The sequence below is a fragment of the Niallia alba genome, assembly GCF_012933555.1.
GTDB lineage: Bacteria > Bacillota > Bacilli > Bacillales > Cytobacillaceae > Niallia > Niallia alba.
The window spans coordinates 2,141,679-2,162,888 of the sequence record NZ_JABBPK010000001.1; the positions used below are offsets into that span (position 1 = coordinate 2,141,679).

Consider the following 21,210-nt stretch of genomic DNA (forward strand, 5'->3'; position numbering starts at 1 on the left):
CAAGGGATGTGAAGCAAGTGGAAATGAGTCAGTATTTAGAAGTTTTTATTGAAGAGAGTAAAGAGCACTTACAAGCATGTAATGAACATTTATTAGAATTGGAAAAGGACCCGGAAAATTTGAAAATAGTAAATGAGATTTTCCGTGCAGCTCATACATTAAAAGGAATGTCAGCAACAATGGGTTATGAGGATTTAGCAAGTCTAACCCATCAAATGGAAAATGTTCTCGATGCTATAAGAAATAAGAAAATTGTTTTTTCTCCAGAAATATTGGATGTCATTTTCTTAGCTGTTGATGATCTGGATGCAATGGTGGAGTCAATTGCTAGTGGTGGAGATGGGAAAAGAAATGTAGAGGCAGTTGTTGAAAAGCTTATACAAATTGAAAAAGGACTTCCTTTAAATCAAATCAATTCTTCAGAAACTGAGGTTGCGGCCACTGTAGATGTCATGCAGGAGGCACCAGCAACAATAAACCAGTATGATGAATTTGAAACTACTGTATTACAGCAATCATCTGATCAAGGTTTTTTCACTTATGAAATTAACATTACGTTAAAAAGTGACTGTTTATTAAAAGCTGCAAGGGTATATATGATATTTGAAGCTTTAGAATCATTAGGAGAAGTTGTCAAATCGATTCCTCCAGTAGAAGAACTTGAGGAAGAAAAGTTTGAGTATGATTTTATGGTTACCCTTATATCAAAAGAAACAGCAGATAAAATTGAAGCAGCTATCATGAAAGTCTCAGAAGTAGAAAAGGTAGTTGTAAGAGAGTTCTATACAAATAGTCAATCTGTTAATCAAAAGGAACAAGTTCTAACAGAAACTCAGATTGTGGAAGAAGTGGAGAAAGAAATAATGAATCCGCAAGTTCCAGAGAAGGCTACCGCTACAGACAATAAACAAGCTGAGAAGCAATCAACGACTAAAGTTTCCAATAAAACCATTCGTGTGAATATTGAGCGTTTGGATATTCTCATGAACTTATTTGAAGAACTCGTTATCGACAGAGGAAGATTAGAGCAAATTTCCTCTACCCTTAAAGATCAAGAGCTTCATGAGACAGTTGAGAGAATGTCCAGAATCACAGGGGATCTTCAAAATATTATCTTAAATATGCGTATGGTTCCTGTTGAGACTGTCTTCAATCGTTTCCCTAGAATGGTGAGACAGCTTGCACGTGATTTAAATAAGAAAATTAATTTGCAAATCGTTGGTGCCGAAACAGAGCTTGATCGTACAGTTATTGATGAAATAGGTGATCCTTTAGTGCATTTAATCCGAAATGCGCTTGACCATGGAGTAGAAACGCCAGCAGTAAGAAGAGCTAATAATAAAGAGGAAGAAGGAACGGTTGTTCTTCGTGCTTATCATAGCGGAAATCATGTTTTTATTGAGTTGGAAGATGACGGTGCTGGAATTAATAAAGAGAAAGTTCTTTCTAAAGCGATTAATAAAGGAATCGTTACAAAAGAAATGGCTAAAACATTAACTGATTCTCAAATTGCTGAACTTATATTTGCATCTGGTTTTTCGACTGCAGATCAAATCTCTGATATTTCAGGACGTGGGGTAGGACTTGATGTAGTAAAGAATACGATTGAATCCTTAGGTGGCTCGATTACGATCGAATCAGTGGAAGGAAAAGGCTCGCTCTTCTCTATCCAATTGCCATTAACCTTATCGATAATTTCCGTTATGTTAGTTGAAATTCAAGCAGAAAAATACGCTATTCCATTGTCTTCTATTATTGAGACAGCTATTGTGAATAAAAATGATGTCATGTATGCCCATAATCAAACAGTAATTGATTTCCGTGGCAAAGTGGTACCATTACTATTCTTAAAAGATATATTTGATGTTCCTTCAGCAGGACTGGAAAGTGACTATTATTCTGTTGTAATTGTAAGAAAAGGCGATAAATTAGCTGGACTTGTTGTAGATGGATTTATTGGACAACAAGAGGTTGTCTTAAAGTCACTAGGTTCTTATCTATCAAGTGCTTATGCTATATCTGGAGCAACCATCTTAGGAGATGGACAAGTAGCGTTAATTATGGATTGTAATGCTTTAATTAAATAATCATTACATGAAAGATAAATGAATTTTGAACAAAGCTTTTTCGTTTAGTATTGACCTTTTTAATAGATCGAAACATGTTGAAGAAGGTTGTTTTCTACAAGCTTGTTTTCAATAGGGGAATTTCTAAAAAGAATTACAGAGTAGTCTGAATACACGTAGATAGCAGAGGGATTAGCGAGACAGGTGAGATCCTGTATAGCATGCCCCATGGAAGGCAAAGTGTATTCAGACTTATGGGTTAATAGCAACAAACGATACGAAACAGCCTTGAAGAAAAGCGGATATTCCATTGTTTTTTACGATAAATTAATCTAGACAATATGATGGTGATGATATAGGGCTTTGCATTTTATGTAAAGCAGACAGGTTAACTTGAGAGGGATGAAAGAAATGAGCGATGTAGTTTCAACAGAAGAAAAACTAATAATATTTGAACTGAAGGGGAAGGAATATGCTATCTCTGTCAATGAAGTGATGTCGATTGAGAAGAACATGCATATTACTAGAATTCCAAATATCGCTCCTTTTGTTAAAGGTGTGATTAATTTAAGAGGAGTCGTTACTCCAATTATTGATTTACGACTTCGTTTTAATTTAGAAGAAATTCCTTACACAGACAGCACAAGAATTATTATTATCATGATAGAAGATATGGAAGTAGGAATTATTGTTGATTCTGCTAATGATGTTGTAGATGTCAATACTTCGCTTTATGAGCCTGCTCCAGAGACAATTAATGGTGATGAAGTCGATTATATAAAAGGGGTAGTGAAGCTTGATAAGCGTTTACTAATTCTTGTTGATTTGGAAAAAGTATTTGATCGAAATATTTTAAGAACATATTCCAATGCAAAAAGCGATGAGTAAATATGGGATATATTAATGATATAAATTCGTTAAAATTAGATGTTTTAAGAGAGATCGGTAATATAGGAGCAGGAAATGCTGCCACTTCTTTGTCCAAGCTGCTTAATAAAAAGATTGATATGAAGGTACCAGATGTTCAAATTGTTACGTTTGATGAGATGATGGAAATGGCAGGTGGTGCAGATAATATCGTTGCGGGCGTTTTCTTAAGAATTGAGGGAGATATCCCAGGAAGCATGTTTTTCATCCTTCCTTTAGAGCAAGCGACGACATTTGTCCAAGATATGATCGGAGATACTTCTGTTGACTTAGCTGCGCCACCATATGATGAGCTATCTATTTCTGCGTTACAGGAATTAGGCAATATTTTATCAGGTTCCTATTTATCCTCTTTATCTGATTTTACCCAGTTATCATTGTATCCTTCTGTTCCAGCCCTTGCGATTGATATGGTTGGCGCTATTGTTACATATGGATTAGTGGAACTTTCTCAAGTAAGTGATTATGCGATTGTGATCAACACAGAATTAAATGAGGAAAATACAAGTCTGTCTAATACTGTAAATGGCCATTTCTTTTTATTACCTGATCCAGATTCTTTTACCCCTTTATTTCAGTCATTAGGAGTGAAAGATGGTGACTGAACAAATTACAGTAATTAAAGTTGGGATAGCTGATATGAATGTGGTGCAGTCCCCTAATACAATTCGAACTTCAGGACTTGGCTCATGCGTTGGAATTGTTTTATATAGTCCAATAAAACCAATTGCTGGTTTAGCTCATATTATGCTTCCAGAAGCATCCATAGCGAAATCAGGAAGCCTTAATAAGGCGAAATTTGCTGATACTGCGATTATAGAATTAGCAGATCGATTAGAAGTATTAGGGGTAAAGAAAAGCACGATGCTAGCTAAAATTGCTGGAGGGGCACAAATGTTTCAGTTCAACGGAACAAGTGATATCATGAGAATCGGTCCTAGAAACGTGGAAGCAGTAAAAAATACGTTACAATTATTAAGAATTAAATTAGTTAGCGAAGATGTCGGTGGAAATAGCGGTAGAACGATTGAATTTTCTCCAGCTACGCATCAATTGACGATTCGTACCGTGAATAAAGGGATTCATATTATTTAGTGTAGGGAATACGTTATTTAATACTATCTAGAAATGAGACTAGCTCTAAATTGAAGCATCCAATCTTATTATTTTGGGATGAATTCTGTTATTTAGAGCTAGTCTTTTTTATCATCTTTAGCATGAAGACCCTTTCCTCAAAAATCGAATAAGAGTTGAGGTGGGGAAGTTCTATTTTTAAAAACGGAAAAATGAATGAGTTGGAAAAATAGAGAAAAACAATTAGGGTCTTTATGCCTATTTTTAGTGTTGGTATTAGAAAGAATAGATAAAAAATCATGTCTTCTGCTAAAATCAATAGTGAAATATATACATAAAAAGTGTGAGGGTTTTTTGGCTTACAATTCTTATTTTTTGGCTGAATGGATAGGAATGTAAATGATAAAAATAAAGAAGCTGATTATTGGAGAAAATGAAATAGTGCCAATCTATATAAAGACGGTTGAAATAAAATAGGTAAAATAGAATGCTATATAACATAGAGAGTAAAGGTATGAAAGAAGAATATTCAGTAATTTATTGGAACTATTACACAAATGGGATTTTTTTGTTGAAAAAAAGGGGATATAAATGGTTAAGTTGTATTATATTCTTTTGCGTTTATCCCACTCTTCACGGACAGTAAGACGCCCCCCTCAAGCTTATAAGAATACGAGGAAGCTAGGTGGTAACTGCCCGTAAAGGTCCGATTGGTTCAACTAACCATCAGTGGGGGAGGAAGGAAAGCCCCCACTGATGGAAGTTTCACTTTATAGATATGTTTGGGTTTGTTCATTGTTCTAAGAGGAGGGTATTTAATGGCGAAGGAGTCAACAACAGAAGAAAAGCAAGCTTGGGAAATGTGGATTAATTCGAGAGATCAAGAGGCTGGCAATCAATTAATAAAAAAGTATATGCCCTTAGTCAGTTTTCATGTGCAAAGAATCTCAATAGGATTACCAAAAAGCGTATCCCGAGATGAACTAACAAGTCTTGGAATGATGGGCTTATATGATGCTTTACAACGATTTGATCCGAATAGAGACTTGAAATTTGATACATATGCATCTTTTCGAATTAGAGGTAGTATAATTGATGGACTTCGTAAAGAAGATTGGCTATCAAGGGGAACAAGGGAAAAATCAAAAAAGATTGAGGCTACTATTGAAAAACTTGAACAAAAATTAATGAGAAATATTACGGTTCAAGAAATTGCTGATGAGTTAGGGACTAGTGTAGATGAAGTGTATGCAACAATGAATGAACACTTTTTTGCTAATATCCTATCTATTGATGAGCAAATGAATGAGAGCGAAGAGAAAGAGGCACAAAGTTTCTCGATTCGAGATGATAAAACGGTTATACCAGAAGAAAAAGTAGTAAAAGATGAGCTAGTTCAAGAGATGGCAGACAAAATTAAGGAGCTTAATGATAAAGAACAGCTTGTAATCAGTTTGTTTTATAAGGAGGAATTAACCTTAACGGAGATTGGACAAGTAATGAACTTATCTACTTCTAGAATATCGCAGATTCATTCAAAAGCTATTTTTAAATTAAGGCATTCATTGGAAAAAGTAATTTAATGAGTAGGGTGTGGTGCACATGAGTTTAAAAGCAATAGAGATGCAAGTTGCATTACCGAGAACTTATGATGCAGGAAAGCTACAAGAACAACAGGATCAAAAACATCAGCAAATGTATTCCATTGCTTCACAAGAAGCCGGTAAGGAAGAGGTAAGGAAAAGAACAACGGTTATAAAGGGAGAAGGAAAAGGGAAAGTTACTTCTCATAAGAAAAAAGATAAACAGGTATTCGGTCAACAAAATAGCGAAGAAGAAATAGAACTAGATGAAATAGAGAGTAGACAAACGATACATCCTTATAAAGGACAAAGTATCGACTTTAGTGGATAGAGGGATGAAATGGTTAATTTTTTACTTTTTTTAAGTATTACTTTAAATTTAATTGCTATTCTTTGTATCGTAATATTGTATGTTCGTCAAAATCGGTTTGCGGACCTAGAAAAGGATCAGAAAAAGACTTTAGAAGAAATGGAAGAAGTGATCGCCACTTTTATCTCGGAAATTAAAGAGGAAAATGAGCAGTTCTTGGATAAACTTTATTCTCACCCAAAAGAGTCATCACATGAAAGAGAAGAGGAAAAAAGCAAGGATGAATCAGCAAGTCCTGATTTTAAGCCGAAAGAGTTGAAAGTGAATAAAGCAATGCTAAATGTCTATCAGAAAACGGTTCCTACTATTGAAACGACAAGTAAAAAAGAAGATCGCTTGGAAAAAGAAGATGTGAATGAGTTATTGAATTTAATACTACCTTCAGAGAAAGAGCCGAAGAAAAAGTCGATTCTTGAAATAGCAAAATCGATGCAAGCAGAAGGGAAAAGTATCGAAGAAATAGCAAAATCGTTAAACAAAGGCAAGACTGAAATGGAATTGCTACTGAAATTTAGACAAAATTCGTAAATATACTTGATTGCAAAGTTTACATATGCTATATTAACACATGGTGTTAATACACACGCTTTTGGATTTAATCATTGGTGCTGTAATTTTACAGTTTTGATTAAAAATGAAAAAAGCGGAGGAAATCAAAACCATTAGGAGGAAAAAACATGTCAGTTATTTCAATGAAACAATTACTTGAAGCTGGTGTACATTTCGGTCACCAAACTCGCCGTTGGAACCCAAAAATGAAAAAATATATTTTCACAGAGCGTAACGGCATTTACATCATCGATCTTCAAAAAACAGTTAAAAAGGTTGAAGAAGCTTATAACTATGTGAAAGAATTAGCTGGAAACGGCGGTACAGTTCTTTTTGTTGGTACTAAAAAGCAAGCACAAGATTCAGTTAAAGAGGAAGCTATCCGTTCTGGTCAATACTATGTAAACCAACGCTGGTTAGGTGGAACTTTAACTAACTTTGAAACTATCCAAAAACGTATTGCGCGTCTTAAAGATATTGAAAGAATGGCTGAAGATGGTACATTCGACGTACTTCCTAAAAAAGAAGTAGTTCAATTAAACAAAGAGCTTGAGCGTTTAGAAAAATTCCTAGGCGGAATTAAAGATATGAAAAAAATTCCTGACTGCTTATTCATCGTAGATCCACGTAAAGAACGTATTGCAGTTGCAGAAGCTCATAAATTAAATATTCCAATCGTTGGTATTGTTGATACTAACTGTGATCCAGACGAAATTGATGTTGTTATTCCTGCGAATGATGATGCAATCCGTGCTGTTAAATTATTAACTGCAAAAATGGCAGATGCTATTCTTGAAGCTAAACAAGGCGAAGAAGTAACAACTGCTTAATTAGAACCGCATGACTTGTTATACGTATTAGTTTAGGATCATTAGATAAATAAACTTGATGGATAATAAGTAATTGTTTAGGGACTTGTGGAAAAGGTGATAAAGAGCAACCCTCTTATCACCTTTTTTTCAAGCATCCTGCTTAAAAATGAAATAAATTGGTTAAAAAAATAATACATAAACCTTAAGGAGGCAAATTACTATGGCTGTTACAGCTCAAATGGTAAAAGAACTACGTGAAAAAACTGGTGCTGGAATGATGGATTGTAAAAAAGCACTTACTGAAACTAATGGTGATTTAGATAAAGCAATTGACTTCTTACGTGAAAAAGGTATTGCAAGTGCTGCTAAAAAAGCTGATCGTGTAGCTGCTGAAGGTTCTACTTACATTTCAGTAGAGGGAAACGAAGCAGTAATTCTTGAAGTAAACTCTGAAACAGATTTCGTTGCGAAAAACGAAGGTTTCCAAAACTTAGTAAAAGAACTTGCTTCACATATCTTAGCAGTTAAGCCTGCAACTGTTGAAGAAGCACATGCTTCAAACATCATTGAAGGAACTACTGTTGAATCACACATCAATGCTGCTATTGCTAAAATTGGTGAAAAATTATCTTTACGTCGTTTTGAAATCAAAACAAAAACAGATAACGATTCATTTGGTGCTTACCTTCATATGGGCGGACGCATTGGTGTTCTAACTGTTCTAGAAGGAACTACTGATGAATCAGCTGCTAAGGATGTTGCAATGCACATCGCTGCATTAAACCCTAAATATGTTTCTCGTGACCAAGTTTCTCAAGAAGAAGTGGCACATGAGAGAGAAGTATTAACACAACAAGCACTTAACGAAGGTAAACCAGCTAATATCGTTGAGAAAATGGTTGAAGGCCGCTTAGGTAAATATTTTGAAGATGTATGTGTACTTGATCAATCATTTGTTAAAAACCCAGATCAAAAGGTTCGTCAATTTGTAGAATCTAAGGGTGCAACTTTACGTGAATTCGTTCGTTACGAAGTTGGAGAAGGTATCGAAAAACGTGAAGATAACTTCGCTGAAGAAGTAATGAACCAAGTAAATAAGAAATAATAAGTGAACGATTAATGTTTTCATAGGGGGCACCATGGTGTTCCCTATTTTTCAAGATATTAAAAATAAAGCGGAGGTTTCCATGAGTAGTAATCCAAAATATAAACGTGTTGTTCTGAAATTAAGTGGGGAAGCATTAGCCGGTGAAGCTGGATTTGGTATTAACCCTAGCGTAATAAAAAATGTAGCACAGCAAGTGAAGGAAGTTGCAGATCTTGGTGTAGAAGCTGCTGTAGTAGTTGGCGGCGGAAATATTTGGCGCGGTAAAATCGGGGAAGAAATGGGAATGGACCGTGCTAACGCTGATTACATGGGAATGCTTGCTACAGTAATGAATTCATTGGCGCTTCAAGATAGTTTAGAGCAAATGGGCATCGAAACACGTGTCCAATCTTCTATTGAAATGAGACAGGTAGCTGAACCATATATTAGAAGACGTGCGATTCGCCATCTTGAGAAGAAACGTGTTGTGATTTTTGCAGCAGGAACAGGAAACCCTTATTTCTCAACAGATACAACAGCTGCCCTAAGAGCTGCTGAAATTGAAGCAGATGTTATTTTAATGGCAAAAAATAATGTAGACGGCGTATATTCAGCAGATCCGAAAGTGGATAAATCTGCTACAAAATATGAAGAACTTACTTATTTTGATGTCATTAAAGATGGTCTAGCTGTAATGGATTCAACCGCTTCATCATTATGTATGGACAATGATATTCCGTTAATTGTATTCTCTATTATGGAAAACGGTAATATTAAAAGAGCTGTAATGGGCGAGACAATTGGAACAATAGTGAGGGGGAAAAATAATGCCTAAACAAATTATCGCTAATACAAAGGAAAGAATGGATAAAGCAATCCAAAGTTATTCGCGTGAACTTGCAAGTATTCGAGCTGGAAGAGCAAATGCTTCGTTATTAGACAGAATCTCCGTAGATTATTATGGAGCACCAACACCAATTAATCAACTTGCTGGTATCAGTGTTCCAGAAGCTAGATTGCTTGTTATTCAACCATATGATAAAAGTATTCTTGGGGACATTGAAAAAGCAATTCTTAAATCAGATATTGGATTAAATCCTTCTAACGATGGAAGTGTTATCCGTCTTTCTATTCCTATGCTAACGGAAGAACGTCGTAAGGAATTAGTGAAGAATGTGAAAAAAGAATCCGAAGAAGCGAAAATTGCTATTCGTAATATTCGTCGAGACGGTAATGATGACTTGAAAAAATTAGAGAAAAACGGAGATATCACAGAAGATGATCTTCGCGGTTATAATGATGATATTCAAAAATTAACTGACGAATACATCGTTAAAGTCGATGCTTTGACAAAAGAGAAAGAAAAAGAAATTTTAGAAGTATAACACTAAATTAGCTTATGGAATGCGAAGTTTAATATGGTGAGTTGATTAAGCGTAGGATACGGGATTCCCGCGGGGGATGAGGGAAGTGTGAGACCCCACAAGTAAAGCCGAGGAGCACCATCCCTCCCCACGGAAAGCAAGAACTCCTTGGTGCAATCAACAGGCTTTATATATATGTTGATTTAACCCTCTACTTTATAGGGGGTTTTTTTCTTCATCTCATCAAAAACCAGATTTAAATAATGTCCAAAATATTAATTCTTTTGCCCTAAAATAGTCAAAACAAGGGAGTTTTTAATTTCATAGTTGCTTAAGCTGACTATTTTCCTATAATATAGAAAGGGAACTTATTCTGTTATCCTATTATTGGATAAGATTATTAGACAAAAGAATTTAATAGAAAAGTGGATCCTTGTTTATAACGAATAAATATCATTATCTTGATGATTATCATCATAATCGTTTAGTAGAGAATATAAATAGATACAGGTCATTTACCGTATGTATATTACTGTTAATAGAAGGATACATAAGGGATCTATTTTGGAGGAGCTATTTTATGTTTAACAAAATAAGGTTATGGAAGAAGAAACCTGTTTCTTCTAATCTCCAAGACCGTATATCAGCACTTAAAATGCGACAAATTCCAGAACATGTTGCAATTATCATGGATGGAAACGGTCGATGGGCAAAAAAAAGAACCTTGCCTAGAATTGCCGGCCATCATGAAGGAATGAAATGTGTAAAGCGAATTACAACAAGTGCAAATGATCTTGGAATTAAAGTGTTAACTTTATATGCTTTTTCCACAGAGAATTGGAAAAGGCCAAAATCGGAAGTAGATTATATTATGTCACTACCTGAACAATTTCTCGGTACGTTCTTGCCTGAATTGATTGAAAAAAATGTTCGAGTAACTGCTATTGGTTATACAGAAGGGTTGCCGGAGTCTACACTTAATTCGCTAAATCATGCCGTGGAACAAACAAAGTATAATACGGGTCTTCAATTAAACTTTGCTTTAAATTACGGCTCTCGGGCTGAAATCATAGATGCTGTTAAAAATGTTGTAAAAGACAGTGAAACGGGGAAAATAGAGATAGATAACTTTTCAGAAGAAATGTTTTCTACTTATTTAATGACAGGGAAAATAATTGAACCTGATCTATTAATTCGTACAAGTGGGGAAGTAAGAATTAGCAATTTTATGTTATGGCAAATAGCTTATTCCGAGCTATATTTTACTGATGTATTATGGCCGGATTTCAGTGAACTACATTTAATCGAAGCAATCGAAGAATTTCAAAACAGACAACGCCGTTTTGGTGGAGTCTGAAGAGAGTTGGGTTAGAGAGATGAAGCAAAGAATCATTACAGCAGTTATTGCAATAGCCGTATTTTTACCGTTTGTATTAATTGGGAAACTACCATTAGTGTTGTTTACTTTTCTATTAGTTGGAGTCGGTATATTTGAAATGTATCGGATGAGAAAAATATCCTTTTTTTCTGTTCCAGGGCTACTATCATTATTAGCGGTATGGATGATAGTATTGCCAAACCATTATCTTGCTAATTTGAATATGACAAAAATAGAAATTGGTTTAATTGCTGTTTTGTTATATTTAACTTATATGGTTTTTTCTAAAAATCGATTTACCTTTGATGATGTTGCATTCTCCATATTAGCTGTTATTTACATAGGAACAGGTTTTCATTTCTTCATTGAAATTAGAGAAACGCATTTAGCGTATCTTATTTATTCCTTATTTATCATTTGGGCAACTGATTCTGGCGCATATTTTATTGGTAAAGCTATTGGTAAGAGAAAGCTATGGCCGGAAATCAGTCCAAATAAAACCGTAGAAGGTTTTTTAGGTGGTATTCTATGTGCTTTAGTGGTAGGAGTTCTATTTAGTGTGTTTGACTACATACAATGGTCTATAGGCTTTGCTTTTACTACCGTTATTTTATCTATTTTTGGACAAATTGGGGATTTAACAGAATCAGCGTTAAAACGTTATTATGATGTAAAAGACTCTGGTAGTTTATTACCAGGACATGGCGGGATTCTTGATCGTTTTGATAGCCTTATTTTTGTCTGGCCACTTCTTTATTTTATCTTTGAACGATTTCTTGATTTAATTTAAGGTTGTTTTTTTTAAAAATCGTTGTTTTTTCAATAGGAGAAAAGAATTAGTTGGAAAAATGGAGCAGCCAGAATACACGTAGACTCCTGTGGGATTAGCGAGACAGTCTGAGACCCCGGAGGCAAAGCTGAGGAGGCTTAAGCTTAGCCCCACGGAAAGCGAAGTGTATTCCGGCTGCGGGTAATAGCAACAAACTATACGAGAACAGCCTAATTTAAAATAAATAGTAGGAAATATGGGTGTAGGAGTGAGGTAGTGAAGTATATTAGTTTGCTTGGGGCAACTGGTTCGATTGGAACGCAAACCTTGGATGTTATTAAAAATCATCCTGACATGTTCCAGTTAGTTGCCTTTTCATCAGGAAGAAATATGGAACTTACAAAAAAGATAATCCAAAAATTTAGACCATCGCTTGTTTCTGTTGCCGAAAAACAAGATTATGACCAATTAAAACAAATCTTTCCGACTATACGTTTTAGCTATGGAATGGAAGGCTTGGTTGAGGTAGCTGTTTTCGATAAAGCGGATATACTCGTGAATGCAGTAATTGGAAGCGTGGGTCTCCATCCAACGCTACAAGCAATTGAAGCTAAAAAGGTTATAGCAATTGCAAATAAGGAAACATTAGTTACTGCAGGGCATATTGTGATGGAGGCTGCTGCAAAATATAATGTACCTGTATTACCAGTTGATAGTGAGCATTCTGCTATTTTTCAATGTTTACAAGGGGAAAATCAAAAGAATATTGAACGCCTTATTATTACTGCTTCAGGCGGAAGCTTCCGAAATCTAAGCAGAAAAGATTTAGAGAAAGTTACAATAGAAGATGCTCTAAACCATCCAAACTGGTCAATGGGAGCAAAAATTACGATTGATTCTGCGACCATGATGAATAAAGGTTTAGAAGTAATTGAAGCACACTGGTTATTTGGGCTTCCATATGAGAAAATAGATGTATTACTACATAAAGAAAGTATTATTCATTCCATGGTAGAATTTCAGGATGGCAGTGTGATTGCTCAATTAGGTACCCCAGATATGCGGATACCAATCCAATATGCTCTTGCGTTTCCAGAGCGTCTTCCTGTAGCACATGGGAAGCGATTAGATTTAGCTACAATTGGAAAATTACACTTTCAACATATGGATTTGGAGCGATTTAGATGTCTTCGTTTTGCCTATGAGGCTGGAAAAGCAGGTGGAACTTTACCAACTGTATTGAATGCAGCAAACGAAGTAGCCGTACAAAAGTTCTTGAATCAGGAAATTAGCTTTCTACAAATTGAGGATTTAATCGAAAAAGCGCTAAATAGTCATCAGAATATACTAAACCCTAGTCTTGAAGTGATCCAAGAGGTAGACTTAGAAACAAGAAAAAGAGTAAGCACACTTCTATAAAAAGGTGGTTAAATTTTGTATACAGTTATAGCTTTTATCATCATTTTTGGTGCATTAGTATTTTTCCATGAATTAGGGCATTTTGTGTTAGCTAAGCGGGCAGGTATTTTATGCCGTGAGTTTGCTATTGGAATGGGACCTAAAGTTCTTTCCTTAAAAAAGGGAGAAACCGTTTATACGATTCGTCTTCTACCAATTGGAGGCTATGTTCGTATGGCAGGAGAAGATCCTGAGATGGTTGATATTAAGCCAGGTCATCGAATTGGTTTAATTCTTAATGAAAAAGAAGAAGTAACAAAATTGATTATTAACAACAAAGAAAAGTATCCAAATGCACGTGTTATTAATGTAGAAGATGCTGATTTAGAACATAAGCTTTTTATTAAAGGATACGCTGAGGAAGATGCGGAAGAAAATCTTCTCGTATTTCCGGTGAAAAAAGATGCTGTTTTTGTTGAAAATGGGATTGAAACACAAATTGCACCCTATGACCGTCAATTTGCAAGTAAATCATTAGGACAGCGAACGCTTGCTATTTTTGCAGGTCCAGCGATGAATTTCGTATTAGCTTTTCTAATCTTTATTGTTATAGCTCTATTGCAAGGCATCCCATCAAATGAGGCAAAGCTTGGAAAGTTAACAGATGATGGAGTAGCACTCAGTGCAGGACTGCATGAAGGGGATAATGTTATAAGTATTGATGGTCAATCCGTTGGATCTTGGAAAGAGGTTGTTTCCATCATTCAAAAGAGTCCCGGGGAAAACCTAGAATTTCTAATCGATCGTGATGGACAAGAAATGACCATTGATGTTACACCGAAAGAAACAGAAGTAGATGGGAAAACAATAGGTCTAGTCGGTGTCTATAGCCCGATGGAAAAATCACCATTAAAATCTATTCAATATGGAGCTACACAAACCTTTACATGGACAAAGAATATTATTGGGGCAGTCGGTAAACTTGTCACTGGTCAGTTCTCGATTGATGCATTAGGCGGACCAGTAGCTATTTATCAATCTACAGACACTGTAGCTCAATCAGGCATCTATTCTTTAATGAATTGGGCTGCTGTTCTAAGCATTAATTTAGGTATCATGAACTTACTTCCACTACCTGCATTAGACGGTGGGCGACTACTGTTCTTTGCAATTGAAGCAGTTCGTGGTAAACCAATTGACCGACAAAAAGAAGGATTAGTTCATTTTATTGGTTTTGCCTTATTAATGCTACTGATGATTGTCGTCACTTGGAATGATATCCAACGATTTTTTATAAAGTAGGGTACTATTCATTCCCCTTGTTGAAAGGGGAATGTTGTTTTGTGGAGAAGGTTTTTTGTAGATGAATGCTGCTCGTTGATAGTGGCACATGGACATAAGATTCACCGTAAGAGAGGGGGTATTCCTTGTGAGGTCTCCCCTTCCCCACAAGAGTCTTGTGTCGGAGCAGCATGAACTCGGGGTAATAAACTTTATTTCTTCGTAACAACATTATAAACATATACAAATAATAGAGGTGCAAACATAGATGAAGCAAAGTAAAATGTTAATTCCAACATTAAGAGAAGTGCCAGCAGATGCAGATATTAAAAGCCATCAGCTATTATTAAGAGCAGGGTTTATTAGACAAAATGCAAGTGGGATTTACTCTTATTTACCATTGGCAAACAAAGTAATAAAGAAAATTGAAAAAATTATTCGCGAAGAAATGGATGCCGCTGGCGGAGTCGAATTATTAATGCCTGCCTTGCAGCAAGCAGAATTATGGCAAGAATCCGGCAGATGGTTTACATATGGACCAGAATTAATGCGCCTAAAAGATCGCAATAGTCGTGAATTTGCACTAGGTGCAACCCACGAAGAAGTAATAACAAGTTTAGTGCGAGACGAAGTAAAATCATATAAAAGACTACCACTAACACTTTACCAAATCCAAACGAAATTCAGAGATGAGAAAAGACCACGTTTTGGTATCCTGCGCGGCAGAGAATTTATTATGAAGGATGCTTATAGTTTTCATTCTTCTCATGAAAGTTTAGGAGAAGTTTATGATGCTATTTTTCAAGCGTACTGCAATATTTTCGAGCGCTGTGGCTTAAACTATCGTGCTGTAATCGCAGATAGTGGTGCAATGGGTGGGAAAGATACGCATGAATTCATGGTATTATCTGATGTTGGAGAAGATACAATTGCTTATTCAACAGAATCCAATTATGCTGCAAATATTGAAATGGCACCAGTTATAAATTCTTATGAAAAAGTAGAAGAGCCGGTAAAAGAGCTAGAAAAAGTAGAAACGAAAGATCAGAAAACAATTGAAGAAGTTTCTTCTTTCTTAAATGTTCATGCAGATAAATGCATTAAGTCTCTATTATTTAAAGTGGATGAAAGATTTGTGCTTGTGTTAGTTCGCGGCGATCATGAAGTGAACGACATAAAGGTGAAAAACCTATTAGAAGCAAATGTAGTTGAACTAGCAGACCATGCAGATACGGAAAAAATATTAGGAAGCAAGGTTGGTTCATTAGGTCCAATTAATGTTAAAGATGTGGAAGTAATTGCAGATAACGCTGTGAAAGCAATTATTAATGGTGTTTGTGGGGCAAATGAAGAGCATTTTCACTATGTGAATGTGAATGCTGACCGAGATTTCTCAGTCGACCGATATGCAGATATTCGTTTCATTCAAGAAGGCGACCTTTCACCAGATGGAAAAGGCACAATTACTTTTGCAAAAGGAATTGAAGTAGGTCATGTCTTTAAACTTGGCACTCGCTATAGTGAAGCAATGGGAGCTACTTATTTAGATGAAAACGGTAGAAGCCAATCGTTGATTATGGGTTGCTATGGAATTGGTGTTTCCAGAACGATGGCGGCAATTGTGGAGCAGTTTAATGATGACAGGGGAATTGTATGGCCAAACGCTGTAGCCCCATTTGATGCACATTTAATCACTGTAAACACAAAAGACGAATCGCAAAATGAGTTAACAGATAAATTATATACCGCGTTAAAAGCCAATCACTTCGATGTATTAGTTGATGACCGTGCAGAGCGTGCTGGTGTTAAATTTGCTGATTCTGATTTAATCGGACTGCCAATTCGCATAACAGTTGGTAAAAAAGCAGCTGAAGGAATTGTTGAAGTGAAAGTAAGAAGTACAGGAGAAATGCTGGAAGTTCATGAAAGTGAGTTAGTGGCAACGATCCTTCGATTAACACAAGTAAAGGGATAAGCGAAAAACAGGATAAAAGAAAAAGATTTAGCCAATTGCTAAATCTTTTTCTTTTTGTGTATTGGATTGTATGCTAAACTGCTTTAAGTAAATGAACAGTTTTTTATCTGTGATATAATATTTTTATAGAATTTAGCAAGAGTGGAAGGAGCGACATAAATGAGTGATATACAAGGAAAAGTGGATCGTTTCCAGATTTTGTTGCAGCAATTGCAATTAACGGACGATCCATATATTTCCCATTTTCGCAACGCCAGCATTGAAAAAATTGTTGTCGAAAAGCGGTCCAAAAAATGGCATTTTCATTTTTTGTTTGATGATATCATTCCATTTCAAGTCTATCAATTATTTACTACCAAGTTAAGAAGTAGCTTTTCGCATATTGCTACTATTACGTATGATATTCGAGTAAGAAATGGAATCGTCACAGACGTATTAATTCGTGACTATTGGTCTGCATGTATAGAGGAGATGCAAGGGATTTCTCCACCCCTTTTAAAGCTATTAAATGAACAAGTGCCTCAATTTAATGGGAATAAGCTAACCATTCAAGTTAGAAACGAGATGGAAGGCTTAGCGATCAAGAGGAAATATGCTAACTTGATTACGGATGCCTATCAATATTTTGGCTTCCCTGCCATGAGCTTAGATACAGAAATAGTAGAAGAAAAATCAAATTCAGAGTATGAACAATTTTTACTTGCGAAGCAAAAAGAGGATGAGGAAAGAGGAAAGCAAGCTTTACTAGACATTCAGAAGATGGAAGCTGAAAAAGAAGCTGGTGATTCTCCAATCCCGAGTGGTCCATTAACAATTGGATTAACAATTAAAGACGATAGCGATTATCGTCGCCTCGAAGAAATTGTGGATGAAGAAAGACGTGTTACCGTGCAAGGATATGTCTTTTTTGCAGAAACAAAAGAGCTTCGTAGTGGAAGAACATTGTTGACATTTAAAATAACAGATTATACAAGTTCTATTCTTGTAAAAATGTTCTCACGTGATAAAGAAGATGCAGCGCTTTTTCAATTAGTGAAAAAGGGCATGTGGCTTAGAGCACGAGGAAGTATTCAAAATGATACATTTGTTCGCGATTTAGTAATGATCGGGAATGATTTAAATGAAATTAAGCCTGTCGAACGAAAAGATACAGCGAAAGAGGATGAAAAGCGTGTAGAGCTGCATCTTCATACACCAATGAGTCAAATGGATGCTGTTTCATCAGTGGCTACGCTTGTTACTCAAGCAAAAAAATGGGGGCATAAAGCGATCGCTATTACAGATCATGCTGTTGCGCAATCATTCCCTGAAGCGTTTGGAGCTGGAAAGAAAAATGATGTGAAAATTCTTTATGGGGTAGAGATGAATCTAGTAGACGATGGCGTACCGATTGCCTATAATCCAAAAGATATCGTACTCGAGGATGCTACGTATGTCGTGTTTGACGTTGAAACGACAGGACTTTCTGCCGTTTATAATACGATTATAGAGCTTGCGGCAGTTAAGATTCATAATGGCGAAATCATTGATCGATTTGAATCGTTTGCGAATCCACATCATCGCCTTTCCGCAACGACGATTAACTTAACAGGTATTACCGATGATATGGTAGAAAGTGCACCTGAAATAGATATTGTATTGCGTAAGTTTGCCGATTGGACAGGGGATAGTATTCTAGTTGCGCATAACGCATCGTTTGACGTTGGTTTCTTAAATGTCGGCTATCAGAAAGCAGGGTTGCCTAAATCGACTAATGCAGTCATAGACACATTGGAGCTGGGTAGATTTTTATACCCTGAAATGAAAAACCATCGTTTAAATACGTTGGCGAAGAAATTTGATATCGAATTAACTCAGCATCACCGAGCTATTTATGATGCAGAAGCAACTGGATACCTTGCTTTAAAAATGTTGAAGGATGCTTCTGAAAAAGGGATCATTAATCATAATCAATTGAACGATAATATGGGGCAGGGAAATGCATACCAAAGAGCTCGTCCTTATCACTGTACGGTACTTGCTCAAAACGACGTTGGCTTAAAAAATCTGTTTAAGCTCGTATCAATCTCTCATATTAATTATTTCTATCGTGTCCCGCGTATTCCAAGATCTGTGTTGCAAAAATATAGAGAAGGTTTGCTTGTAGGGTCAGCCTGTGATAAAGGGGAAGTCTTTGAGGCAATGATGCAAAAGGCTCCTGAGGAAGTAGAAGATATTGCCCCATTTTATGATTATTTAGAGGTAATGCCCAAAGAAGTGTACGCTCATTTAATGGAGATGGAGCTCGTCCAAGATGAAAAAGCATTGGAAGAAATTATCGCTAATATTGTAAAACTTGGCGACAAGTTAGACATACCAGTAGTGGCGACAGGAAATGTTCATTATCAAAATCCAAATGATAAGATTTATCGAGAAATTTTAGTCGGTTCACAAGGTGGAGCGAATCCACTTAACCGCCATAAGCTTCCTGATGTTCATTTTCGGACAACGAATGAAATGTTAGACTGTTTTAACTTCCTTGGAAAAGAAAAGGCGAAAGAATTAGTAGTAACGAACACTAATAAAATCGCCGATATGATTGATGTCATTAAACCGATTAAGGATGATCTTTATACACCAAAAATTGAAGGCTCAGAAGAAGAAATGCGAGAAATGAGCTATAGCATGGCTAGACGAATTTACGGAGATGAATTGCCGGAAATCGTGGAAGCACGCTTGGAAAAAGAATTAAAAAGTATCATCGGGCATGGATTTGCCGTTATCTATTTGATTTCTCATAAACTCGTGAAAAAATCATTAGATGATGGATACTTAGTAGGTTCTCGTGGATCTGTTGGTTCTTCCTTTGTTGCCACGATGACAGAGATAACCGAGGTTAATCCATTGCCCCCACACTATATATGTGCAGAATGTAAATATTCGGAATTCTTTAATGATGGTTCTGTTGGATCTGGATTTGATTTGCCTGATAAGGATTGTCCAAACTGTGGGGCTCGCTTAAAGAAAGATGGTCATGATATTCCGTTTGAAACTTTCCTTGGATTTAAAGGGGATAAGGTACCTGATATAGATTTGAATTTTTCCGGTGAATATCAGCCGATCGCCCATAACTATACAAAAGTACTGTTTGGTGATGAGTATGTATACCGTGCAGGAACAATAGGTACAGTAGCTGATAAAACAGCATATGGTTATGTTAAGGCTTATCAAAACGATAATAATTTACAAATTCGCGGAGCGGAAATTGATCGATTAGCTTCTGGCTGTACAGGTGTTAAACGAACAACTGGTCAGCATCCGGGGGGGATCATTGTTATTCCAGATTATATGGATGTATATGATTTTACGCCAATTCAATTTCCAGCAGATGACCGAAATTCGGAATGGAAAACGACCCATTTTGATTTCCATTCTATTCATGACAATGTATTAAAACTCGATATTCTTGGTCACGATGATCCAACTGTTATCAGAATGCTTCAAGATTTAAGTGGGATAGATCCTAAGACGATTCCAACAGATGACCCTGAAGTAATGAAAATATTTAGCGGTACAGAGTCCCTTGGAGTAACACCGGAACAAATATATTGTAAAACTGGTACATTTGGTATTCCTGAGTTTGGAACAAAATTTGTTCGGCAAATGCTCGAAGATACGAAGCCAACTACATTTTCTGAGTTAGTACAGATATCTGGTCTATCTCATGGTACGGATGTATGGTTAGGGAATGCCCAAGAACTTATTCATAATAATATTTGTAACTTAAGTGAAGTTATTGGATGTCGTGATGACATCATGGTCTATCTGATTTATCAAGGACTTGATCCTAGTTTTGCTTTCAAAATCATGGAAAGTGTACGTAAAGGGAAAGGTCTAACAGATGAAATGGAAGAAGAGATGAGAAAGAACGAAGTACCGGAATGGTATATTGATTCTTGTAAAAAAATAAAATATATGTTCCCTAAGGCGCATGCTGCTGCTTATGTATTAATGGCAGTTAGGATTGCCTATTTCAAAGTGCACCATGCATTATTATATTACGCAGCCTATTTCACTGTTCGTGCCGATGATTTTGATGTTGATGCGATGGTAAAGGGATCTCATAGTATTAAAGCAGTAATAGATGATATTAGTGCAAAAGGGTTAGATGCATCTACGAAAGAGAAAAACTTGTTAACAGTAATGGAACTTGCTTTCGAAATGGTAGAAAGAGGATATACCTTTAAGAAGGTGGATTTATATAAATCAAGTGCTACTGAATTTATTATTGAAGGAAATGCTCTTATACCGCCGTTTAACAGTATCCCAGGATTAGGAACAAATGCTGCTATTAACATTGTCGAAGCAAGAAAAAATGGGGAATTCTTATCGAAAGAGGATTTACAACAACGCGGAAAAGTTTCGAAAACAATTATGCAATATCTTGACAATCATGGTTGCTTGGCTGATATGCCGGATCAAAACCAGCTTTCTTTATTCTAAAATTTTTTTGGATAGGGGAAGAAACGTTGAAGTTACGGACTTTCATTTGCATAACTGAAGCGGTTATGGTATAGTTTAGTTGGAAATACTAAGGA

The 21,210-nt window shown here is 36.0% G+C and carries 17 protein-coding genes; all 17 read left to right on the forward strand.

Annotated elements, in window-relative coordinates; translation table 11 throughout:
* Positions 1-17 precede the first annotated feature (17 nt).
* Positions 18-2,087: a chemotaxis protein CheW gene (locus HHU08_RS10180; RefSeq protein ID WP_101730022.1), complete on the forward strand. Its 2,070-nt coding sequence runs from the start codon at positions 18-20 to the stop codon at positions 2,085-2,087.
* Positions 2,088-2,477: 390 nt separating this feature from the next.
* On the forward strand, positions 2,478-2,954 hold the full coding sequence (locus HHU08_RS10185) for a chemotaxis protein CheW (protein ID WP_016201145.1): 477 nt from the start codon (positions 2,478-2,480) through the stop codon (positions 2,952-2,954).
* Between the two features lie 2 nt (positions 2,955-2,956).
* A complete protein-coding gene (locus HHU08_RS10190; RefSeq protein WP_101730020.1) occupies positions 2,957-3,598 on the forward strand; it encodes a chemotaxis protein CheC in 642 nt (213 codons plus the stop codon).
* On the forward strand, positions 3,591-4,088 hold the full coding sequence (locus HHU08_RS10195) for a chemotaxis protein CheD (RefSeq protein WP_016201147.1): 498 nt from the start codon (positions 3,591-3,593) through the stop codon (positions 4,086-4,088). The genes HHU08_RS10190 and HHU08_RS10195 overlap by 8 nt, the downstream gene beginning before the upstream one ends.
* A gap of 797 nt (positions 4,089-4,885) precedes the next feature.
* A complete protein-coding gene (locus tag HHU08_RS10200) occupies positions 4,886-5,650 on the forward strand; it encodes a FliA/WhiG family RNA polymerase sigma factor (RefSeq protein WP_016201148.1) in 765 nt (254 codons plus the stop codon).
* A gap of 19 nt (positions 5,651-5,669) precedes the next feature.
* Positions 5,670-5,981, forward strand: coding sequence for a hypothetical protein (locus tag HHU08_RS10205; RefSeq protein WP_016201149.1), 312 nt, complete (start codon positions 5,670-5,672; stop codon positions 5,979-5,981).
* Positions 5,982-5,990: 9 nt separating this feature from the next.
* Positions 5,991-6,548 carry a hypothetical protein gene (locus HHU08_RS10210; RefSeq protein ID WP_101730018.1) on the forward strand — a complete coding sequence of 186 codons (558 nt, stop codon included), beginning with the start codon at positions 5,991-5,993 and terminating at the stop codon, positions 6,546-6,548.
* A gap of 149 nt (positions 6,549-6,697) precedes the next feature.
* Positions 6,698-7,399 (forward strand): 30S ribosomal protein S2, encoded by a 702-nt coding sequence (gene rpsB, locus HHU08_RS10215; protein ID WP_016201151.1) that lies wholly within the window; start codon positions 6,698-6,700, stop codon positions 7,397-7,399.
* A gap of 202 nt (positions 7,400-7,601) precedes the next feature.
* A complete protein-coding gene (tsf, locus tag HHU08_RS10220) occupies positions 7,602-8,486 on the forward strand; it encodes a translation elongation factor Ts (RefSeq protein WP_016201152.1) in 885 nt (294 codons plus the stop codon).
* An 82-nt stretch (positions 8,487-8,568) separates the two neighbouring features.
* A complete protein-coding gene (pyrH, locus tag HHU08_RS10225) occupies positions 8,569-9,303 on the forward strand; it encodes a UMP kinase (RefSeq protein ID WP_040342548.1) in 735 nt (244 codons plus the stop codon).
* Complete coding sequence (gene frr / locus HHU08_RS10230) at positions 9,296-9,853, forward strand: ribosome recycling factor (RefSeq protein WP_016201154.1); 558 nt, start codon at positions 9,296-9,298, stop codon at positions 9,851-9,853. The genes pyrH and frr overlap by 8 nt, the downstream gene beginning before the upstream one ends.
* A gap of 559 nt (positions 9,854-10,412) precedes the next feature.
* Positions 10,413-11,189 (forward strand): isoprenyl transferase, encoded by a 777-nt coding sequence (locus tag HHU08_RS10235; protein ID WP_016201155.1) that lies wholly within the window; start codon positions 10,413-10,415, stop codon positions 11,187-11,189.
* Positions 11,190-11,208: 19 nt separating this feature from the next.
* Positions 11,209-12,000: a phosphatidate cytidylyltransferase gene (locus tag HHU08_RS10240; RefSeq protein WP_016201156.1), complete on the forward strand. Its 792-nt coding sequence runs from the start codon at positions 11,209-11,211 to the stop codon at positions 11,998-12,000.
* A gap of 255 nt (positions 12,001-12,255) precedes the next feature.
* Positions 12,256-13,398 (forward strand): 1-deoxy-D-xylulose-5-phosphate reductoisomerase, encoded by a 1,143-nt coding sequence (locus HHU08_RS10245; RefSeq protein ID WP_169188382.1) that lies wholly within the window; start codon positions 12,256-12,258, stop codon positions 13,396-13,398.
* Between the two features lie 15 nt (positions 13,399-13,413).
* The gene (gene rseP / locus HHU08_RS10250; RefSeq protein ID WP_016201157.1) at positions 13,414-14,679 is read left to right on the forward strand and encodes an RIP metalloprotease RseP; all 1,266 of its coding nucleotides are present in this window, start codon (positions 13,414-13,416) and stop codon (positions 14,677-14,679) included.
* A 247-nt stretch (positions 14,680-14,926) separates the two neighbouring features.
* On the forward strand, positions 14,927-16,633 hold the full coding sequence (locus HHU08_RS10255) for a proline--tRNA ligase (RefSeq protein WP_016201158.1): 1,707 nt from the start codon (positions 14,927-14,929) through the stop codon (positions 16,631-16,633).
* A gap of 159 nt (positions 16,634-16,792) precedes the next feature.
* Positions 16,793-21,115 carry a PolC-type DNA polymerase III gene (locus tag HHU08_RS10260; RefSeq protein WP_169188383.1) on the forward strand — a complete coding sequence of 1,441 codons (4,323 nt, stop codon included), beginning with the start codon at positions 16,793-16,795 and terminating at the stop codon, positions 21,113-21,115.
* Positions 21,116-21,210: the final 95 nt, after the last annotated feature.